The following is a 16,202-nucleotide window of genomic DNA, read 5'->3' on the forward strand; positions in this document are numbered from 1 at the left end:
CCGGCTGCGCCGGAAGCCTCCGGCGGGGATATTTTCGTGAAGAAGAAGGGGGTTGAGGCGCGTCGGCTGGGGCGGCGGGTGTTGCGCGGGCCGCGAGGGCGTTCTGCGGTCAGGCGGCGGGAGGCACCACTGGAAGGACCTGCGGCAGCGGGCTCGCGCCGGTGACGACCGCCTGCCAGACCTGCTCGATCTGGCCGGCCTTGGCGGCCCATGTGAAATCGCGCATGACCCGCTGCTGGGCGGCCTGCGCCATCGCGGGCAGCCGCGCCGGATCGGCGGCGATGGCCGTCAGCGTTTCGCGCAAGCCCGCAACGATCGCCTCGCGTGAGCCGATAGGCACCTTGAACCCCGTCGTCTCGTCGACCAGTTCGCCCGGACCCGCATAATCGACGATCACCGGAACAACGCCCAGGGCCATCGCTTCCAGCACGACGCCACCCCCGAATTCGCGCACCGAGGGGAAGGTCAGAAGGTGACAGTTCGCCGCGACCTGCTGCACCTCACGGTGATCGCGCCAGCCGTGGAAGCGGACCGCATCGCCCAACCCCTCGCGCGCGACCAGCTGATCGAGTTCCGCGCGCTGCGGGCCGTCGCCGATGATGTCGAGCTGCAGGCGGCCGTCGCGCAGCAGATCGGCGGCGGCGGCGATCGCCATATCCGCGCCCTTGTAGGGCACGAGACGACCGATGAAGCAGGCACGCAGCGGCAGGGTGCCCGGCTGATCGGCGGTCAGGTTGAAGCGGTTCGGGTCGATGGCGTTTTCGGGCAGCCAGACGGTCTTGGATTGGAATCGGGCAGGGATTTCGGACTGTGTGTGGCGAGAGCCGCAAAGGATCGCGCTTGCTGCCTTCAGCATCGCCGTGCGGCCGGGCCGCAGCTTGTAGACGCCACGAATGTAGGACAGCCATTCCTTTTCGCGCCGCCGCTCGCTGTCGAAACCCTTGGGCCAGGGCACGCCGCCGTTCAACGGACCCAAGACGAAGGGGACGCCGGCTGCCGCGCATTTCGTCGCGAGCGCGGAATTGGCGGTCGGTGTCAGCGGGGTGACGCGGTGAACGATGTCGTAGTCGCCCCGGCGGATCGCGGGTCCGAATTCCCGCCAGATCAGACGCTCGAAATAGCCGTAGCTGAGAGAGGCGATGGCGGTCGTCATGGTCCAGCCGACACCCTTGCCCATTCGCAGCCTGTCGGCCAACCGCCACATCGGCGCAGCCAGCTTTTCGCTGTCGATGGCGGTGAAATCCTGCCCCTCGACCAGCCCGGCCCCAAGGATCGCATCACGGTTGCGGATCTGGGTGACGAGGTGGACCTGTGCCACATCCCGCAGAGCGTGCGCGATCGACCAGCCGACAAGCGGAACGGAAACCCAGTCAGGATTCGCCGCCTCGGCAATCACCAGCGCGCGCAAGGGTTTGGTCATGATCCGATCCCGGTCTTCGGCAATCCGGCGAGCTAGCCATGCGGGTCGGCGAAGGTCAATGCAAGGGGTTCAAGCGAAGGCGCGCCGGACAGCAAAAGGACCGACCGGACCCGTTGACAGCCCCCTGCCCCGCGACTAGATCACCGGCATTGGCACTCACCCTGTGTGAGTGCCAACAGACGAGACACTGCAACCTGCAACACCGGAGTGTTCCACATGGCATTCAAACCGCTGCACGACCGCGTTCTGGTCAAGCGCGTCGAATCCGACGAGAAGACCAAGGGCGGCCTGATCATCCCCGACAGCGCCAAGGAAAAGCCCGCCGAAGGCGAAGTCGTATCGGTTGGCGAAGGCGCTCGCAAGGATTCGGGCGAACTGATCGCACCCTCGGTCAAGGAAGGCGACCGCGTCCTGTTCGGCAAATGGTCGGGCACCGAGGTCACGCTGGACGGCCAGGAACTGCTGATCATGAAGGAAAGCGACATCATGGGGATCATCGGCTGAAACGCCGCGATCACCTGACAACCGCTTCCCATCACACGATTTTTTAGGAGAACACACATGGCTGGCAAGGACGTCAAGTTCAACACCGATGCCCGCGACCGCATGCTGAAAGGCGTGAACATCCTGGCCGATGCGGTCAAGGTGACGCTGGGCCCGAAAGGCCGCAACGTGGTCATCGACAAATCCTTCGGCGCCCCGCGCATCACCAAGGACGGCGTGACCGTCGCGAAGGAAATCGAGCTTTCGGACAAGTTCGAGAACATGGGTGCGCAGATGGTCCGCGAAGTCGCTTCGCGCACCAACGACGAGGCCGGTGACGGCACCACCACCGCGACGGTTCTGGCCCAGGCCATCGTCAAGGAAGGCATGAAGGCGGTCGCCGCCGGCATGAACCCGATGGACCTGAAGCGCGGCATCGACACCGCGACCCAGAAGGTCGTCGAGGCCATCAAGGCCGCCGCCCGTCCGGTCAACGACAGCGACGAAGTCGCGCAGGTCGGCACCATCTCGGCCAACGGCGAATCTCAGATCGGCCGCTTCATCGCCGACGCGATGCAGAAGGTCGGCAACGAGGGTGTCATCACCGTCGAAGAGAACAAGGGGATGGAGACCGAGGTCGAAGTCGTCGAAGGCATGCAGTTCGACCGCGGCTACCTGTCGCCCTATTTCGTGACCAACCCCGACAAGATGGTCGCCGAACTGGAAGACGCCTACATCCTGCTGCACGAGAAGAAGCTGTCGTCGCTGCAGCCGATGGTTCCGCTGCTGGAAGCCGTCATCCAGTCGGGCAAGCCGCTGGTCATCATCTCGGAAGACGTCGAAGGCGAGGCTCTGGCCACGCTGGTCGTCAACAAGCTGCGCGGCGGTCTGAAGATCGCGGCCGTGAAGGCACCGGGCTTCGGCGATCGCCGCAAGGCGATGCTGCAGGACATCGCGATCCTGACCGGCGGTCAGGTCATCAGCGAAGACCTGGGCATGAAGCTGGAGAATGTCGGCATCGACATGCTGGGCACCGCGAAGAAGGTCACGATCAACAAGGATAACACCACCATCGTCGATGGCGCTGGCGAAAAGTCCGAGATCGAGGCTCGCGTCGGTCAGATCCGTCAGCAGATCGAGGAAACCACCTCGGACTACGACAAGGAGAAGCTGCAGGAACGCGTGGCGAAGCTCGCCGGCGGTGTTGCGGTGATCCGCGTCGGCGGCATGACCGAAATCGAAGTGAAAGAGCGCAAGGACCGCGTCGATGACGCGCTGAACGCGACCCGCGCTGCGGTTCAGGAAGGCGTTGTCGTCGGTGGTGGCGTTTCGCTGGTCCAGGGCGGCAAGGCGCTGGAAGGCGTCTCGGGCGCGAACTCGGACCAGGATGCCGGTATCTCGATCGTGCGTCGCGCGCTGGAAGCGCCGATGCGCCAGATCGCGGAAAACGCGGGCGTCGACGGTGCCGTCGTGGCCGGCAAGGTCCGCGAATCGACCGACAAGGCGTTCGGGTTCAACGCGCAGACCGAAGAATATGGCGACATGTTCAAGTTCGGCGTGATCGACCCGGCGAAAGTCGTGCGCACGGCGCTGGAAGACGCGGCCTCGGTTGCGGGCCTGCTGATCACCACGGAAGCCATGGTTGCCGAGAAGCCCGAGCCGAAGGGCCAGGGCGGCGGCATGCCCGACATGGGCGGCATGGGCGGCATGGGCGGGATGATGTAATCATCCCCCCTGCCCTTCGTGGCGGAAACGGAAAGGGGCGTCCTGCGGGGCGCCCCTTTTCCTTTGGCCGGCTGGTGTGGTGAAGGGTCAGCCCCGGCGGCGCCTGCGGCCGATCGCGCCAACGCCCAGGATCGCGCCTGACATGAGCGCAAGGGTGCCGGGCAGCGGCACGGGGGTCGGCGAGGGCGCGGCGAGTCCGGTCGCCGTCATCGTGGCGCTTCCGAAGCTGTCGCCGAAATTCTGACGCGAGATCGCACCGAGGCTGGTGCCGTCGCAATAGGCGGGATCGTTCAGTTCCTGATAGCTGGGCTGGCTGTACGTCCCGTGGATCGCACCCCCGCCGATCTCGACCCGGCCCGCAGGCGTCAGGAAGTCGCGCTGAACGCCCTGCATGTTGAAGCAGCGATGCGCGCTGCCCGGAATGTCGAAGGCAACCCGGTCGAGCGCGTTGCCAAGGACCGTGCCGGACAGGCCGATGTCCAGCCAGCCAAGCGCCGTGCTGCCGAATTGTTGCCAGGAGGATGAAAAGGGCGTGCCGAAGCTCAGATAGGCTTCGAAGGCGGAGACTTCCTGATCGGTGATCCGGCCGTCGGCGTCGCTGTCATGGGCGTCGAAGCGAAGCCAGCCAAAGGCGCCGAGCGTCACGTCAAAAGTCGCGGAATTCGCTGTCGTTGCACTGAGGCTGGCAACGACAGCGACCGCTGCCCAGGCAGACAACTTCATTCGTAAAACCCAACCCACTCGCTACCCGATCAGGGTGCCGGAGGTGGGGCCATAAGCCAAGCGATTTACGAAGTTAACCTTAACGTCACTCGCGCAAAGGATGCACGGCGCGGTGCGGTACACAGGTCAGAGTGGAAGGAGGTTGCGAAAGGTTGAGCAAGAAAAAACTAATTGCAGACATATTAGTTTTAATTGTGGTTATTGCGGGCCCTGCGGACCCGGCGAATGGGATCGCCGGGCGGTCACGCATCGCGGACGACAGGCTCCACCCCCATCGATTTGCAAAGCGATTCGAAACGGGACTGCGCCACTTCGCCCATCAGGATGCGGCCCGCAGGCGACAGCCGCAGTTCCAGCCGTCCGGTCTTGCTGTCGAGCACAAGCTCTGCCGCGTCGGACGGGTCCTTGATCGAGAACATCGCCCCGAAGCGCATCGCCTTCCCAAGGATCTCGGCGTCGCGGATCCCGTCTTCGGGTAGCAGCGCGAACAGCGGCTCCATCGGATTGCCGTCGCGACTGTTCTTGTAGCGGTGCAGCAGCGACAGGCCCAGGAACACACGCTCTGGATGGCTGAGCGCCGCCATGTTGGCGCGGGTGACGTTGTCGAAGCAGGCCTGCGCACGGTAGTCGGGGTGCGCGCGCCATGTCGTGTCGTGCAGCAGGCAGGCCGCGCGCATCAGGCGCGAGCGTTCGGGCGTGATGCCCGGAAAGATCGGCAGCAGAAACTGGAACAGCCGCTTGCCGAAACCCGGCATCCGCGCCATCTGGCGTTCGGTGAAGCGCGCGGCTTCGATCAACGGATCGCGCTTGCGCAGACGGTCCGACATCTGTTCGTAAAGCAGTCCTTCACGGATCCCGTAGCTGCTGACGGCCAGTTCGCCCGGATTGAAGCCCCGGACCAGTTCCGCCAGCACCTGACTGGCCAGCGGCACAAGCTCCATCCGGCCGGATGAGATTCCGACGCGCTTGCGCAACTCGTCGGTGTCGTTTCCTGCGATCCACCTCACCGTCTTCATCACGTCGTCGACCGACATGCGGTATTCGTGCAGCACGGTCATCGGATAGTCGCGGCGTTCCATGTCCAGCCGCGCGATCGCACGCCAGGATCCCCCGACGAGGTAGATCCGCTCACGGTCCTTGCCGAACTGCTTGACCAGACCCTTGACGGTCGAGGCGATATGGTCCGCCAAGCCCTCCTTGCCGCCCTTGACCTGCTGCAACCGGAATGGCCCTAACTGCGACGTCGCGCGTGCGCCGACCTCTCCGCCATCTACTTCGGCCAGCTCCATTGAGTTGCCGCCGATGTCGCAGACAAGACCCTTGGCGTCGGGCCACCCCAGAAGCACGCCCTGCGCCGACAGCCGCGCCTCTTCCTCGCCGTCGATCACCCACAGTTTCAGGCCGGTCTCCTTCTCGACCCGCTTGCGAAAGGCGGGGCCATCCTCGGCTTCGCGGACGGCCGCCGTCGCCACGCAGGTCAGCGGCCGGATCTCCATCCCCTCGGCCAGGGCGGCGAAACGTTGCAGGGCGGCGAAACCGCGCTCGACGCCGCGGGGATTCAGGCGGCCGGTTTCGGCCATGTCCTGCCCCAGGCCGGCCATCACCTTTTCATTGTAGAAATAGGCGGGCGAACGCGCCGCCCCGTCGAACACGACCAAGCGGATCGAGTTCGAGCCAACATCGACGACGCCGACACGCTGCAATTCGCGTCCGGATTTTCGTTCGAAGGGGGATTCGTGGAAGGCCTCGATCTGCCGGCCGGAGGTCGTTCGGACGCTGTTCATGCCGCCTCGCGATGGTCAGGTCATTGACGGGTTTATGGAATCTTTCGGGCGCCGGGGTCAATCGGCGGTCCGTCCCGCCGGGGCGTCAACGTCGACTCGGCAGTTCGGTTTCATCATCAGGGGTCAGGCGGTCCAGCAATTCCGCCGCCATCGGCCGCGTCACGCGGCGACCTTCCGACAATGCGGTGCGATCAAGGGCGTGGACCAGATGCCGCGCCAGCCCCAGGTCGCGGTCCATGCGCAGCGCCAGCCAGTCGATCAGGCCCGGCCCGACGTCGAGTTGCCGATCCGCGAACAGCTTGACCAGCACCGCCGCAAGCAAGGCCTGATCGGGCGGTCCGAGCCGCGCCTGCGTCAGCGCGTCCACGCGCGAACGCAGGTCGGGAAGGAGGAGCCCCCAGTCCCGGGGCGGCGTGCGTGCGGTCAGAAGCAGCAGACAGTCGCGTGTGGGCGCAAGGTTCCACAGATGAAACAGCGCACGCTCGGCCTCATCCTGACCACCGATGCGGTCGGCGTCCTCGACCACCAGCGCACCGCGTGTCCTTGCAAGCCGATCCGCGTCATCGGCGTTCAGGTCGGTGGCGGCGATCGTCGATGCGTCACGCTCTGCCGCCCAGAAGGCGGCGACGTGCGACTTGCCGGCCCCTTCGGGCCCGATCAGCAGAAGCCGACCCTGCGGCCAGCTTTCAGGCGCATCCAGCATCGCCAGCGCATCACGGTTAGATCCGGCGACAAGCCAGTCTGCACGCGATTGTGCTGGCGGAATGTCGAGGTCGAGGACAAGCTGGCGCGACACGCGTTCCTAGTCCTCTGCCCTGTCCTCGCGACGGCGATCCTCGTACATGTGCTGGATCTGCAGTTCGGCAAAGGCGCGGTCGGCGGCAAGCCGGCCCTGCAGGCGCTCGGCCCTGACGGTGCCGCGCGGGACCAGTTCCACCAGCATGGGCGAGGTCGGCTCGGGCGGGGTGTCGCGGCCGGTATAGAGGCCGCTTTCGCGGTAACGCTCGACCAGGAAGCGGACGATCACGCCCAAGGCCGCAGCCAGCGGCACCGCCATCACCAGCCCGGCAAAACCGAAGAGCGCGCCGAAGACCGACAATGCCAGAAGAAGCCAGACCGGATGCAGCCCGACATGGTCGCCGACGATCTTGGGCTGCAGATAGTTGCCTTCGACGATCTGGCCCAGGATGAAGATGCCGGCGACGGCGCCGATCCACAGCGGATCACCCCAAAACGAGAACAGCGCGACGCCGATCGCGGTGGCGCCGCCGATGACGCTGCCGACATAGGGGATGAAGGACAGGACCGCCGCCATAATCCCGATGAAGAAGCCGAACGGCAATCCGACCACAGCCAGCGCGATCGAGTACCAGGTGCCCAGGATCAGGATCACCAGCCCCTGCCCGCGCAGGAAGCCGGACAGCGCGTGATCGATGTCGCGCGCGATGTGACGGATCGTCGGCGCGTGTTCCCGCGGCAGCAGCGTGTCGATGCGGCGGATCATCCCGTCCCAGTCCAGCAGCAGGTAGAACGCCACGACCGGCACGATGACGACCAGCGCGATGACGCCCACCACGCCCCGCAGCGAACCCATCACCGTCGCAAGCACGTTGCTGCCCTGTTCGGCGATGGTGCTGCCCATGTCGTTGAGGGCAGAGCGGACGGCGCTTTCCTCGGGCAGAAGGCCGGGGAAGCGCGTGGCGAAGAAAAGCTGAAGCTTCTCGATCATCTCGGGTGCCGCGGCGGTCAGGGCGGTCGCCTGCTTGATCAGCAGCGGCACCACGAAGGCCAGCGCCGCCAGCAGCAGCAGCGCGGCGGCGGCGGTGATCACGACGACGGACAGCGTGCGCGTCAGACCCATCCGCTCCAGCCGGTCGGCCACGGGGTCGAGGATGTAGGCCACGCCCGCGCCAAGGATGAAAGGCAGGATCGCCTGACCCAGAAGCCACATCGTCACCAGCAGGACGACAGCGGCGATTCCCCACCAGCGTAGCTGTTTCTGCACCGGCATCCGCATCGTCGGCCCCTTGTCCTGTCCCGCGCGATGGTATGTGACCGCAGGGGGGCCCGGATGCAAGAGTGACGGACCTAACCGGACGCGGTGGCGGCGGCGCCGATGTCGGTTTCCAGAAGCCGCTCGAACGCGCCAGGGTCGAGACGGCCGGGATTCGCGAACGGGTTCGAAAAGGCGTAGATCGTGAACATGATGAGACCGGTATAGGCCGAATAGGCGATCAGAAGCGACATGTTCAGCCGCGTCGGCGGGAACACGAAATAGGGCACGGTCACGAAGACCACGCCGGACAGCGCGACCAGCCAGAACACCCCGCTCATCCGCGACATGGCTGCATCCTCGCGCTGCTGGCGCAGGCTCGCGATGTCCTGGGCGCGGTCGATCATGTGATCGCGCAGCGAAACCTGGCGCGGCGTTTCGGGCACCAGATCCAGAAGCGTCTGGTAGACCGTCTCGCGCAGGGCCCAGCCTTCGTCGGCAAGCCGTTCCGTCTGGGCCAGGCTTTCCCATTCGGGATGGATGACGGTGTCCACGTACCGGGCCAGCTGGCCCTGCACGGCGCCGCTTGCGGGCGTGCCGTAGCGGTCGATGTCGTTGAAGATGTCGGCGACGGCCGTCGCCTCGCGCCCCATCGCGTCACGCAGCGCGTGGTAATCGTCGATCTCCTGCGCGAAGACCAGGGCGAGGATCAGCCCGTGCAGCGCGGCGACGCGGGCGATGACGGAACCGGCCAGATCGCGCGTATGGCTGTCGAATTCGCGGCCAAGGATCAAGCGGCTGCCGAAATACACCGCGAAGGTCAGCAGGGCCGTGCCCAGCACAAAGCCCGCACAGGTCAGAATCGTGTGCAGGTCCACCCGCCGCCCCCGTTTCGACGCAACCTGCAGCCGGCGATCCTAGCAGGCCCGAAGCGTCGCGTTAAGCCCGCGCCACCTTGCCCGACCGCCCCCCGTGCCCTAGAGGTGCGACAGCCAGTTTCAAAGGGTCATCTCATGCGTCTGTCCCGCTATTTCCTGCCCGTCCTCAAGGAAGACCCGAAGGAGGCGCAGATCGTCAGCCACCGGCTGATGCTGCGTGCCGGGATGGTCAAGCAGCAGGCGGCGGGGATCTATTCCTGGCTGCCCCTGGGCTTCAAGGTGCTGAAGCGCATCGAGGATATCGTCCATCAGGAACAGCAACGCGCGGGCCATATCCCGTTGCTGATGCCGACGCTGCAATCGGCCGATCTTTGGCGCGAAAGCGGCCGCTACGAGGCGTATGGCGAAGAGATGCTGCGCATCACCGACCGCCACAAGCGCGACCTGCTCTACGGTCCCACGAACGAGGAGATGATCACCGACATCTTCCGGTCCGGCGTGACCAGCTACCGTGACCTGCCGATGACGCTGTACCACATCCAGTGGAAGTTCCGCGACGAGGTGCGGCCGCGTTTCGGCGTGATGCGCGGGCGCGAATTCCTGATGAAGGACGGCTACAACTTCGACCTGACGCGCGAAGACGCGCTGCATGCCTATAACCGCCACCTGGTCAGCTACCTGCGCACCTACGAGCGCATGGGCCTGCAGGCGATCCCGATGCGCGCCGACAGCGGTCCCATCGGCGGCGAGGACACGCATGAATTCCTCGTCCTGGCCGAGACCGGCGAATCCGAGGTCTTCTACGACAGCGCGATCACCGATCTGACTTTCGGCGACCGCGAGATCGATTATGACGATGTGGAACAGTGTCAGGCGGTGATGAACGAGTTCACCAGCCGCTATGCCCGCACCGATGAGACCCACGACGAGGCGGTCTTCGCCGAGATCCCCGAGGATCGTCGTCGGTCAGCGCGCGGCATCGAGGTCGGGCAGATCTTCTATTTCGGCACCAAGTACTCCGAGCCGATGGGCGCGACGGTCGTCGGCCCCGACGGCAAGAAGGTGCCGGTCCACATGGGTAGCCACGGGATCGGCGTCAGTCGTCTGGTCGGCGCGATCATCGAGGCCAGCCATGACGACAAGGGCATCATCTGGCCCGAGGGCGTGACGCCGTTCCATGTCGGCATCGTCAACCTCAAGCAGGGAGACGGCAGCACCGACAGTTCCTGCGAGGCGATCTATGCCGAGCTGAAGGCGCGCGGCATGGACCCGCTATACGACGACCGCGACGAACGCGCAGGGGCGAAATTCGCGACGATGGACCTGATCGGCCTGCCGTGGCGGATCACCGTCGGGCCGCGTGGTCTGGCCAACAACAAGGTCGAACTGACCAGCCGCCGCACCGGAGAATCCGAGGAGATGTCGCCCAAGGAAGCCATCGCGCGCCTTGAGAAGATCTATCGCCCCGTTCGGGATGCCGGGCTCGACACGGGCGCGGGCGTGGCGCGGTGATCTCGCTGCTGCGACTGGTCTTCGCGGCGCTGATCGGCGCCGCCCTGTCGCAGTTTCCGGCGTTCTCGGATCAATATGTTCAACGCCTGGGCGGACAGGTCGATGCGCTGACCCGCGTCGCGGCCGAGTTCGACGCCAGCGCGGACCGTGCCGGACTGAGCCGCGAGGCGGCGCTGGCCGACCTGTCGGGCAGCGAGTTTCGCGAGATGCATCAGGGCGACATGCGGCAGGTCTTCACCCGCCTGTCGCGGGCCGCGAACGACCTGCAGATGCTGCGCATCGCCGGGCCGCTGGAACGGATGCTGCTGCCGCATCGGCTACGCGACACCGAGACGCTGGCCGCGACCTGGGGCGATTTCCGGCCGGCGATCCCGGTCACCTCGGCGGGGCTGATCGCGGCAGGGATCGGGTTTCTGATCGGCTGGGTGATCTGGGGGCTGGTCGGCGTGCTGTTCCGTCGCCGCAGCCACGCGCGACCATCCCGCCGGGAGCCGGGTCTGCGCTAGGTGGCGGGATCGAGCGTCGCCGGGATCAGCCCGCGCAGCGCATTGCCCATATAAAGCGCGCCGTCATCCAGATCGTCGGGATAAAGCGCGGCTTCGACTGCCTCGCCACCCGAAATCAGGCTTTCGCGCAGGACACCCGGCAGCAGGCCCGCCGCAAGCCGCGGGGTCAGAAGCTGTCCATCCCGGCTGAGAAACAGGTTGGTGATCGTGCCTTCGCAGACCTCGCCGGCTTCGTTCAGCAGCAAGGCTTCATCAATGCCGGCGATCAACGCGGCGCGCGCGGCGTCATAGGCGGGACGGTGCGAGGTCTTGATGCGCAGCCACGGATCGCCACTGCGCAAGCGGACAGAGGCGATCTCGATGCGCCAGAAGGGCGGGTTCGGCGGCAGCGGGGCGCGGGTCGCGCCGACCCGGCCGGCCGAATCGACGGTCAGACGAAGACGGGTGGTCGCCTCGGGTCGATGCGCCAGGACCGCGGCCACCGCATCCTCGTCCAGGGGGAAGCCCACGGCCGCGCAGTCGCGACGCAGGCGGGACAGGTGCATCGGCCAGAGGGCGATCGAGCCATCCGGCTCTTGCCGCATCGTCTCGATAACGGTCAGCCCGTCGGGGACAGGTTCGCGAATCTGGCTTTCCACAATGCCTCGTCCCACTCGCCCTCGGCCCGGCTGTCATTGACAATGCCGCCACCCACGTTCAGCCGCAACCGCCCGGGCGCGGTCATGACCGGCGAACGGATGGCGACGTTGAAGCGCATCGGACCGTCCGGATCGGCCCAGCCGATCGCGCCGCAATAGATGTCGCGTGGGCCGGATTCCAGTTCGGAAATTATTTCCATCGCGCGCACCTTGGGCGCGCCCGTGATCGAGCCGCAGGGAAACAAGGCGCGAACGATCTCTGTCAGCCCGGCATCTTCGGCCAGTTCGCCGCGAACGGTCGAGACCATCTGATGCACGGTCGTGTAGGTTTCGACGGCAAAAAGCTGCGGGACATGAACCGAACCTGCGCGGCAGACGCGGCTGATGTCGTTGCGCAGCAGGTCCACGATCATCAGGTTCTCGGCCAGGTCCTTTTCGGATGTCTTCAGCGCCTCGACCGCCGCCTCGTCTTCGAGGCTGGCGACATGTCGGGCGCGCGTGCCCTTCATCGGTCGCGTCGCGATCATGCGGTCCGCATCGACGGTGAAGAACAGTTCCGGGCTTCGCGACAGGATCGGCGTGTCGCCAAGCATGACCAGTGCACCTTCGCCCACCGGCTGACGGGCGGCGAGTGCGGCATAGATCTGCTCGGGCGTGCCGTCGCACGTCGCCTCCATCGGGAAGGTCAGGTTGATCTGGTAGCAATCGCCCGCCTCGATATAGGCGTGAACCCGCGCAATGGCCGCGTCGTAGGTGGCGCGATCCCAAAGTGGATCGGGCGTGCCGATCCGTGCCCGTCCGGGCGCAGGCAGTGGCGGCGCAGGCCGGGGTGCATCGTAGATGCCCATCAGGATCAGCGGCATGTCGCGGCGGGCCGGCATCAGCGGCGCGAGCTTCGGGGTCAGCGCATAGCCCAGTTCGTAACTGAAACAGCCAGCCAGCCAGAGACCATCGCGGCGCGCCGCCTCGATCGCGGCGAAGGCGTCCGAAACCTGATCAGGCGTATCGGCCCGGATCACCGCCACCGGATCGGCGAACAAAGTCCCGCAACCGTCCGGCCCCCGCCCCAGCGGTCCCGTGTCGAACCGAACGCTTCCCCGCATCAGGCGGCCTTCGCCTCGCGGATCTTCGCGGCCAGATCGCGGGCCAGGCCGAAGGCGCCCTTGATGCGGTCGGCATCGGCCTTCCATTCGCGCTTGATGACGATCTTGTTGCCGTCGACCTTGGCCTGACCGCGCTGGTCGTTGAGGAATTCGACCAGGCCTGCTGGGTTCGGAAACTTGTCGTTGTGGAACTGGATCGTCGCGCCCTTCGGCCCCGCATCCAGACGCGCGATGTTGGCGCGCCGCGCCATCGCCTTGATGCGGATCACCAGCAAGAGCGTGTTCACCTCGCGCGGGAGCTTGCCGAACCGGTCGATCAGCTCGGCCGCGAAGCCCTCCAGCTCGACCTTGGTGGTCAGCTCGGCCAGGCGGCGATAGAGGCCGAGGCGCACGTCCAGATCGGGAATGAAGCTTTCGGGAATGGTGACCGGTACGCCGAGGTTCAGGACCGGCGCCCATTCGTCTTCGGGCGCGCCCTCGATATCGCCGGATTTCAGCTTCGCGATCGTTTCTTCCAGCATCTGCTGGTACAGTTCGAACCCGACCTCGTTGATGTGGCCGGACTGTTCCTCGCCCAGCAGGTTGCCCGCGCCGCGCAGGTCGAGGTCTTGGCTGGCCAGGTTAAAGCCGGCACCCAGGCTGTCGAGCGAGCCGAGGAATTTCAGCCGCCGGACCGCCTGCGGGGTCAGCGGCACGCGGGGCTTGGTGGTCAGGTAGCAATAGGCGCGGGTCTTGGAGCGGCCGACGCGGCCCCGGATCTGGTAAAGCTGCGCCAGACCGAACATGTCCGCGCGCCAGACGACCATCGTGTTCGCGGTCGGGATGTCGAGGCCGCTTTCCACGATCGAGGTCGCCAGCAGCACGTCATGGCTGCCGTCGTAGAAGGCGTTCATGCGCTGGTCCAAATCGCCCGCGGCCAGCTGGCCATGGGCGGTGATCGCCTTCAGCTCGGGGCAGTTCTCGGCCAGCCAGTGTTCCACGTCGGGCAGGTCCGACAGGCGCGGGACGACGAAGAAGCTTTGCCCACCGCGGTATTTCTCGCGCAGCAAGGCCTCGCGGATCGTGACCGTGTCGAATTCGCTGACATAGGTGCGGATCGCCAGTCGGTCCACCGGCGGCGTGCCGATGACCGACAGGTCGCGCACGCCGGTCAGCGACAATTGCAGCGTGCGCGGGATCGGCGTCGCGGTCAGCGTCAGCACGTGGATGTCGCTGCGCAGCGCTTTCAGCCGTTCCTTGTGGCCGACGCCGAAATGCTGCTCCTCATCGACGACCAGCAGGCCGAGACGCTTGAAGCGCACCGACTTGGCCAGCACCGCATGGGTGCCGACGACGATATCGACGCTGCCGTCGGCCAGCCCCTTGCGGGTCTCTGCAGCCTCCTTGGTCGAGACGAAGCGCGACAGCGGCCGCACGGTGATCGCGGTGCCGCGGAAGCGGTCGGCGAAGGTGCGGTAATGCTGGCGCGCAAGCAGCGTCGTCGGCGCCACCACCGCCACCTGCCGGCCCGAGGCGGCGGCGACGAAGGCCGCGCGCATCGCCACTTCGGTCTTGCCGAAGCCCACGTCACCGACGATCAGACGGTCCATGGGTCGGCCCGCGGACAGGTCTTCCAGCACATCCTCGATCGCCGCCGCCTGATCGTCGGTCTCGGTATAGGGGAAGCGGGCGGCGAAAGCCTGCCAGTCGTGATCCTCGGGCTCCATCACCGGGGCATTGCGCAGTGCGCGTTCGGCCGCGACGCGCATCAGCTTGTCGGCGACCAGCTTGATGCGTTCCTTCAGACGCGCCTTGCGCGCCTGCCATGCGCCGCCGCCCAGCTTGTCGAGCAGCCCTTCCTCGTGCCCGTAGCGGCTGAGAAGCTCGATATTCTCGACCGGCAAGTACAGCCGGTCCCCGCCCGCATATTCCAGCGCTACGCAGTCGTGTGGCACACCGGCGGCGGTGATCGTCTCCAGCCCGGTATAGCGCCCGATCCCGTGTTCGACGTGAACCACCAGATCGCCGGGGCTGAGGGTCTGGGTGTCCTGCAGGAAATTCTCGGCCCGGCGGCGCTTCTTGGCACCACGGATCAGCCGATCGCCCAGCACGTCCTGTTCGGAAATGACGGCAAGGCCCTTGGCGGTGAAGCCCTCCTCCAGCGGCCAGATCGCCAGACCGACCGCGCCCGAACGGTCCGGCAGGTCACGGATGTCGTCGATGGGTTTGGCGTCGGCCAGACCTTCGTCCGCGATCAGACCCGACAGACGGTCGCGCGCACCTTCGGAAAAGCTTGCGATGACGACGCGGGCGTCCTTGCGCAGCGCCTTCACATGCGCCGCCAGCGCGCCGAAAAGGTTCGCCTTCTCGGCCTGACGCTCGGGCGCGAAGTTGCGGCCGACGCGACCGCCGGCGTCGAGCACGCCCGGCCCGGTCGGCTGCGGCAGCGCGACAAGCTGGATGGTGCGGTGGCTGCCAAGCCATTCGGCCCATTCATCCGCTTCGGGGAACATCTGCGCGGGCGCGACCGGTCGGTAGGGGCTGTCGGCGCCCTTGCGGCCCAGCGCCTCTCGCCTTGCGTCATATTGCTCTGTGATCGTGCCCCAGCGGGCGTCACGGACCTGTCCGACGCGGTCGTCCAGCGCGACCGTCGCGTCGGGAAGGTAATCGAACAGGCTTTCCAGCCGTTCATGAAACCACGGCAGCCAGTGTTCCATGCCCGCGACCTTCTGGCCGGCGCTGATCGCCTCGTACAGCGGATCGCCGGTGCCGCCGCCGAATTCCTGACGATAGGTGGTGCGGAAGCGGCTGATCGCGTCTTCGTCCAGGATCACCTCGGACATGGGCGCGATCTCGACGCGGTCCAGCGTCTCGGTGCTGCGTTGCGTCGCGGCATCGAAACGGCGCGCACCATCGAGCACGTCCCCGAACAGATCGAGACGGATCGGACCGCCCTCGCCCGGCGGATAGATGTCGATGATGCCGCCGCGAATGGCATAGTCGCCCGGTTCGGCGACCGTGGGGCTTTGCGAAAAGCCCATGCGCACCAGAAAGGCCCGCAACGCCTTTTCATCCAGACGCTGCCCGACCTTGGCCGCGAAGCTTGCGTCCTTCAGAACCTCACGCGCAGGCAGGCGCTGCATTGCCGCGTTGAGCGTGGTCAGCAGAACGAACGGCCCCTTGACCGCACCTTGCGCCAGCGCCGCAAGCGTCGCCATCCGCGCCGCCTGGACCGCGCCCGACGGCGAGACGCGGTCGTAGGGCGTGGTGTCCCAGGCCGGGAAATCCAGCACCGCCGTGCCCGGTGCGAAGAAGGCCAGGGCCGCGCGCATCGATTCCATCCGGCGATCGTCGCGGGCGATGTGAATCACCGGCTGTCCGCGTTCCAGTTCACGCGCGATCAGCGCGGCGTCATAGCCCTCGGGGGCGCCGGAAAGGGTAATGCGTTCGGCCATGCG

13 protein-coding genes are annotated in these 16,202 nt (G+C 66.3%); 4 read left to right on the plus strand and 9 right to left on the minus strand.

The window, feature by feature from the left end; translation table 11 throughout:
- Nucleotides 1-109: 109 nt before the first annotated feature.
- Nucleotides 110-1,420, minus strand: a complete 1,311-nt coding sequence (locus MLD63_RS15140) for a glycosyltransferase family 4 protein (protein ID WP_255330747.1) — start codon at nt 1,418-1,420, stop codon at nt 110-112.
- A 216-nt stretch (nt 1,421-1,636) separates the two neighbouring features.
- On the opposite strand from MLD63_RS15140, the gene groES reads away from it, so the two are divergent.
- Together groES and groL are read left to right on the plus strand one after the other, a co-directional pair.
- On the plus strand, nt 1,637-1,924 hold the full coding sequence (gene groES, locus MLD63_RS15145; protein ID WP_255330748.1) for a co-chaperone GroES: 288 nt from the start codon (nt 1,637-1,639) through the stop codon (nt 1,922-1,924).
- A 57-nt stretch (nt 1,925-1,981) separates the two neighbouring features.
- Nucleotides 1,982-3,628 (plus strand): chaperonin GroEL, encoded by a 1,647-nt coding sequence (gene groL, locus MLD63_RS15150; RefSeq protein WP_255330749.1) that lies wholly within the window; start codon nt 1,982-1,984, stop codon nt 3,626-3,628.
- A gap of 87 nt (nt 3,629-3,715) precedes the next feature.
- On the opposite strand, the gene MLD63_RS15155 is transcribed toward groL, so the two are convergent.
- From MLD63_RS15155 to MLD63_RS15175, 5 genes are all read right to left on the minus strand, one after another.
- Nucleotides 3,716-4,351: a hypothetical protein gene (locus tag MLD63_RS15155; RefSeq protein ID WP_255330750.1), complete on the minus strand. Its 636-nt coding sequence runs from the start codon at nt 4,349-4,351 to the stop codon at nt 3,716-3,718.
- A gap of 242 nt (nt 4,352-4,593) precedes the next feature.
- Nucleotides 4,594-6,135 (minus strand): Ppx/GppA family phosphatase, encoded by a 1,542-nt coding sequence (locus MLD63_RS15160; protein WP_255330751.1) that lies wholly within the window; start codon nt 6,133-6,135, stop codon nt 4,594-4,596.
- Between the two features lie 85 nt (nt 6,136-6,220).
- The gene (locus MLD63_RS15165) at nt 6,221-6,931 is read right to left on the minus strand and encodes a P-loop NTPase family protein (protein ID WP_255330752.1); all 711 of its coding nucleotides are present in this window, start codon (nt 6,929-6,931) and stop codon (nt 6,221-6,223) included.
- A 6-nt stretch (nt 6,932-6,937) separates the two neighbouring features.
- A complete protein-coding gene (locus tag MLD63_RS15170) occupies nt 6,938-8,152 on the minus strand; it encodes an AI-2E family transporter (protein ID WP_255330753.1) in 1,215 nt (404 codons plus the stop codon).
- Between the two features lie 71 nt (nt 8,153-8,223).
- Nucleotides 8,224-9,006: a bestrophin-like domain gene (locus MLD63_RS15175; RefSeq protein WP_255330754.1), complete on the minus strand. Its 783-nt coding sequence runs from the start codon at nt 9,004-9,006 to the stop codon at nt 8,224-8,226.
- 135 nt (nt 9,007-9,141) lie between these two features.
- Between MLD63_RS15175 and proS the strand changes: the two genes are divergently transcribed.
- Together proS and MLD63_RS15185 are read left to right on the plus strand one after the other, a co-directional pair.
- Nucleotides 9,142-10,518, plus strand: coding sequence for a proline--tRNA ligase (gene proS / locus MLD63_RS15180; protein WP_255330755.1), 1,377 nt, complete (start codon nt 9,142-9,144; stop codon nt 10,516-10,518).
- Nucleotides 10,515-11,024, plus strand: coding sequence for a DUF2937 family protein (locus MLD63_RS15185; protein WP_255330757.1), 510 nt, complete (start codon nt 10,515-10,517; stop codon nt 11,022-11,024). Before proS ends, MLD63_RS15185 begins: the two co-directional genes overlap by 4 nt.
- Here MLD63_RS15185 and MLD63_RS15190 read toward each other — a convergent pair.
- The 3 genes from MLD63_RS15190 to mfd are packed head-to-tail and all read right to left on the minus strand — an operon-like array spanning nt 11,021 to nt 16,199.
- A complete protein-coding gene (locus MLD63_RS15190; protein ID WP_255330758.1) occupies nt 11,021-11,662 on the minus strand; it encodes an aminotransferase class IV family protein in 642 nt (213 codons plus the stop codon). The genes MLD63_RS15185 and MLD63_RS15190 overlap by 4 nt on opposite strands.
- Nucleotides 11,623-12,765 (minus strand): aminodeoxychorismate synthase component I, encoded by a 1,143-nt coding sequence (locus MLD63_RS15195; RefSeq protein ID WP_255330759.1) that lies wholly within the window; start codon nt 12,763-12,765, stop codon nt 11,623-11,625. Before MLD63_RS15195 ends, MLD63_RS15190 begins: the two co-directional genes overlap by 40 nt.
- On the minus strand, nt 12,765-16,199 hold the full coding sequence (mfd, locus tag MLD63_RS15200) for a transcription-repair coupling factor (RefSeq protein ID WP_255330760.1): 3,435 nt from the start codon (nt 16,197-16,199) through the stop codon (nt 12,765-12,767). Before mfd ends, MLD63_RS15195 begins: the two co-directional genes overlap by 1 nt.
- Nucleotides 16,200-16,202: the final 3 nt, after the last annotated feature.

This window comes from Paracoccus albicereus (assembly GCF_024359525.1).
Lineage (GTDB): Bacteria > Pseudomonadota > Alphaproteobacteria > Rhodobacterales > Rhodobacteraceae > Paracoccus > Paracoccus albicereus.

What these genes read in the sequence shown, in the direction of transcription:
- MLD63_RS15140 (WP_255330747.1), bottom strand. Translation starts at nt 1,420, where the DNA reads ATGACCAAACCCTTGCGCGCGCTGGTGATTGCCGAGGCGGCGAATCCT.
- groES (WP_255330748.1), top strand. Translation starts at nt 1,637, where the DNA reads ATGGCATTCAAACCGCTGCACGACCGCGTTCTGGTCAAGCGCGTCGAA.
- groL (WP_255330749.1), top strand. Translation starts at nt 1,982, where the DNA reads ATGGCTGGCAAGGACGTCAAGTTCAACACCGATGCCCGCGACCGCATG.
- MLD63_RS15155 (WP_255330750.1), bottom strand. Translation starts at nt 4,351, where the DNA reads ATGAAGTTGTCTGCCTGGGCAGCGGTCGCTGTCGTTGCCAGCCTCAGT.
- MLD63_RS15160 (WP_255330751.1), bottom strand. Translation starts at nt 6,135, where the DNA reads ATGAACAGCGTCCGAACGACCTCCGGCCGGCAGATCGAGGCCTTCCAC.
- MLD63_RS15170 (WP_255330753.1), bottom strand. Translation starts at nt 8,152, where the DNA reads ATGCGGATGCCGGTGCAGAAACAGCTACGCTGGTGGGGAATCGCCGCT.
- proS (WP_255330755.1), top strand. Translation starts at nt 9,142, where the DNA reads ATGCGTCTGTCCCGCTATTTCCTGCCCGTCCTCAAGGAAGACCCGAAG.
- MLD63_RS15195 (WP_255330759.1), bottom strand. Translation starts at nt 12,765, where the DNA reads ATGCGGGGAAGCGTTCGGTTCGACACGGGACCGCTGGGGCGGGGGCCG.
- mfd (WP_255330760.1), bottom strand. Translation starts at nt 16,199, where the DNA reads ATGGCCGAACGCATTACCCTTTCCGGCGCCCCCGAGGGCTATGACGCC.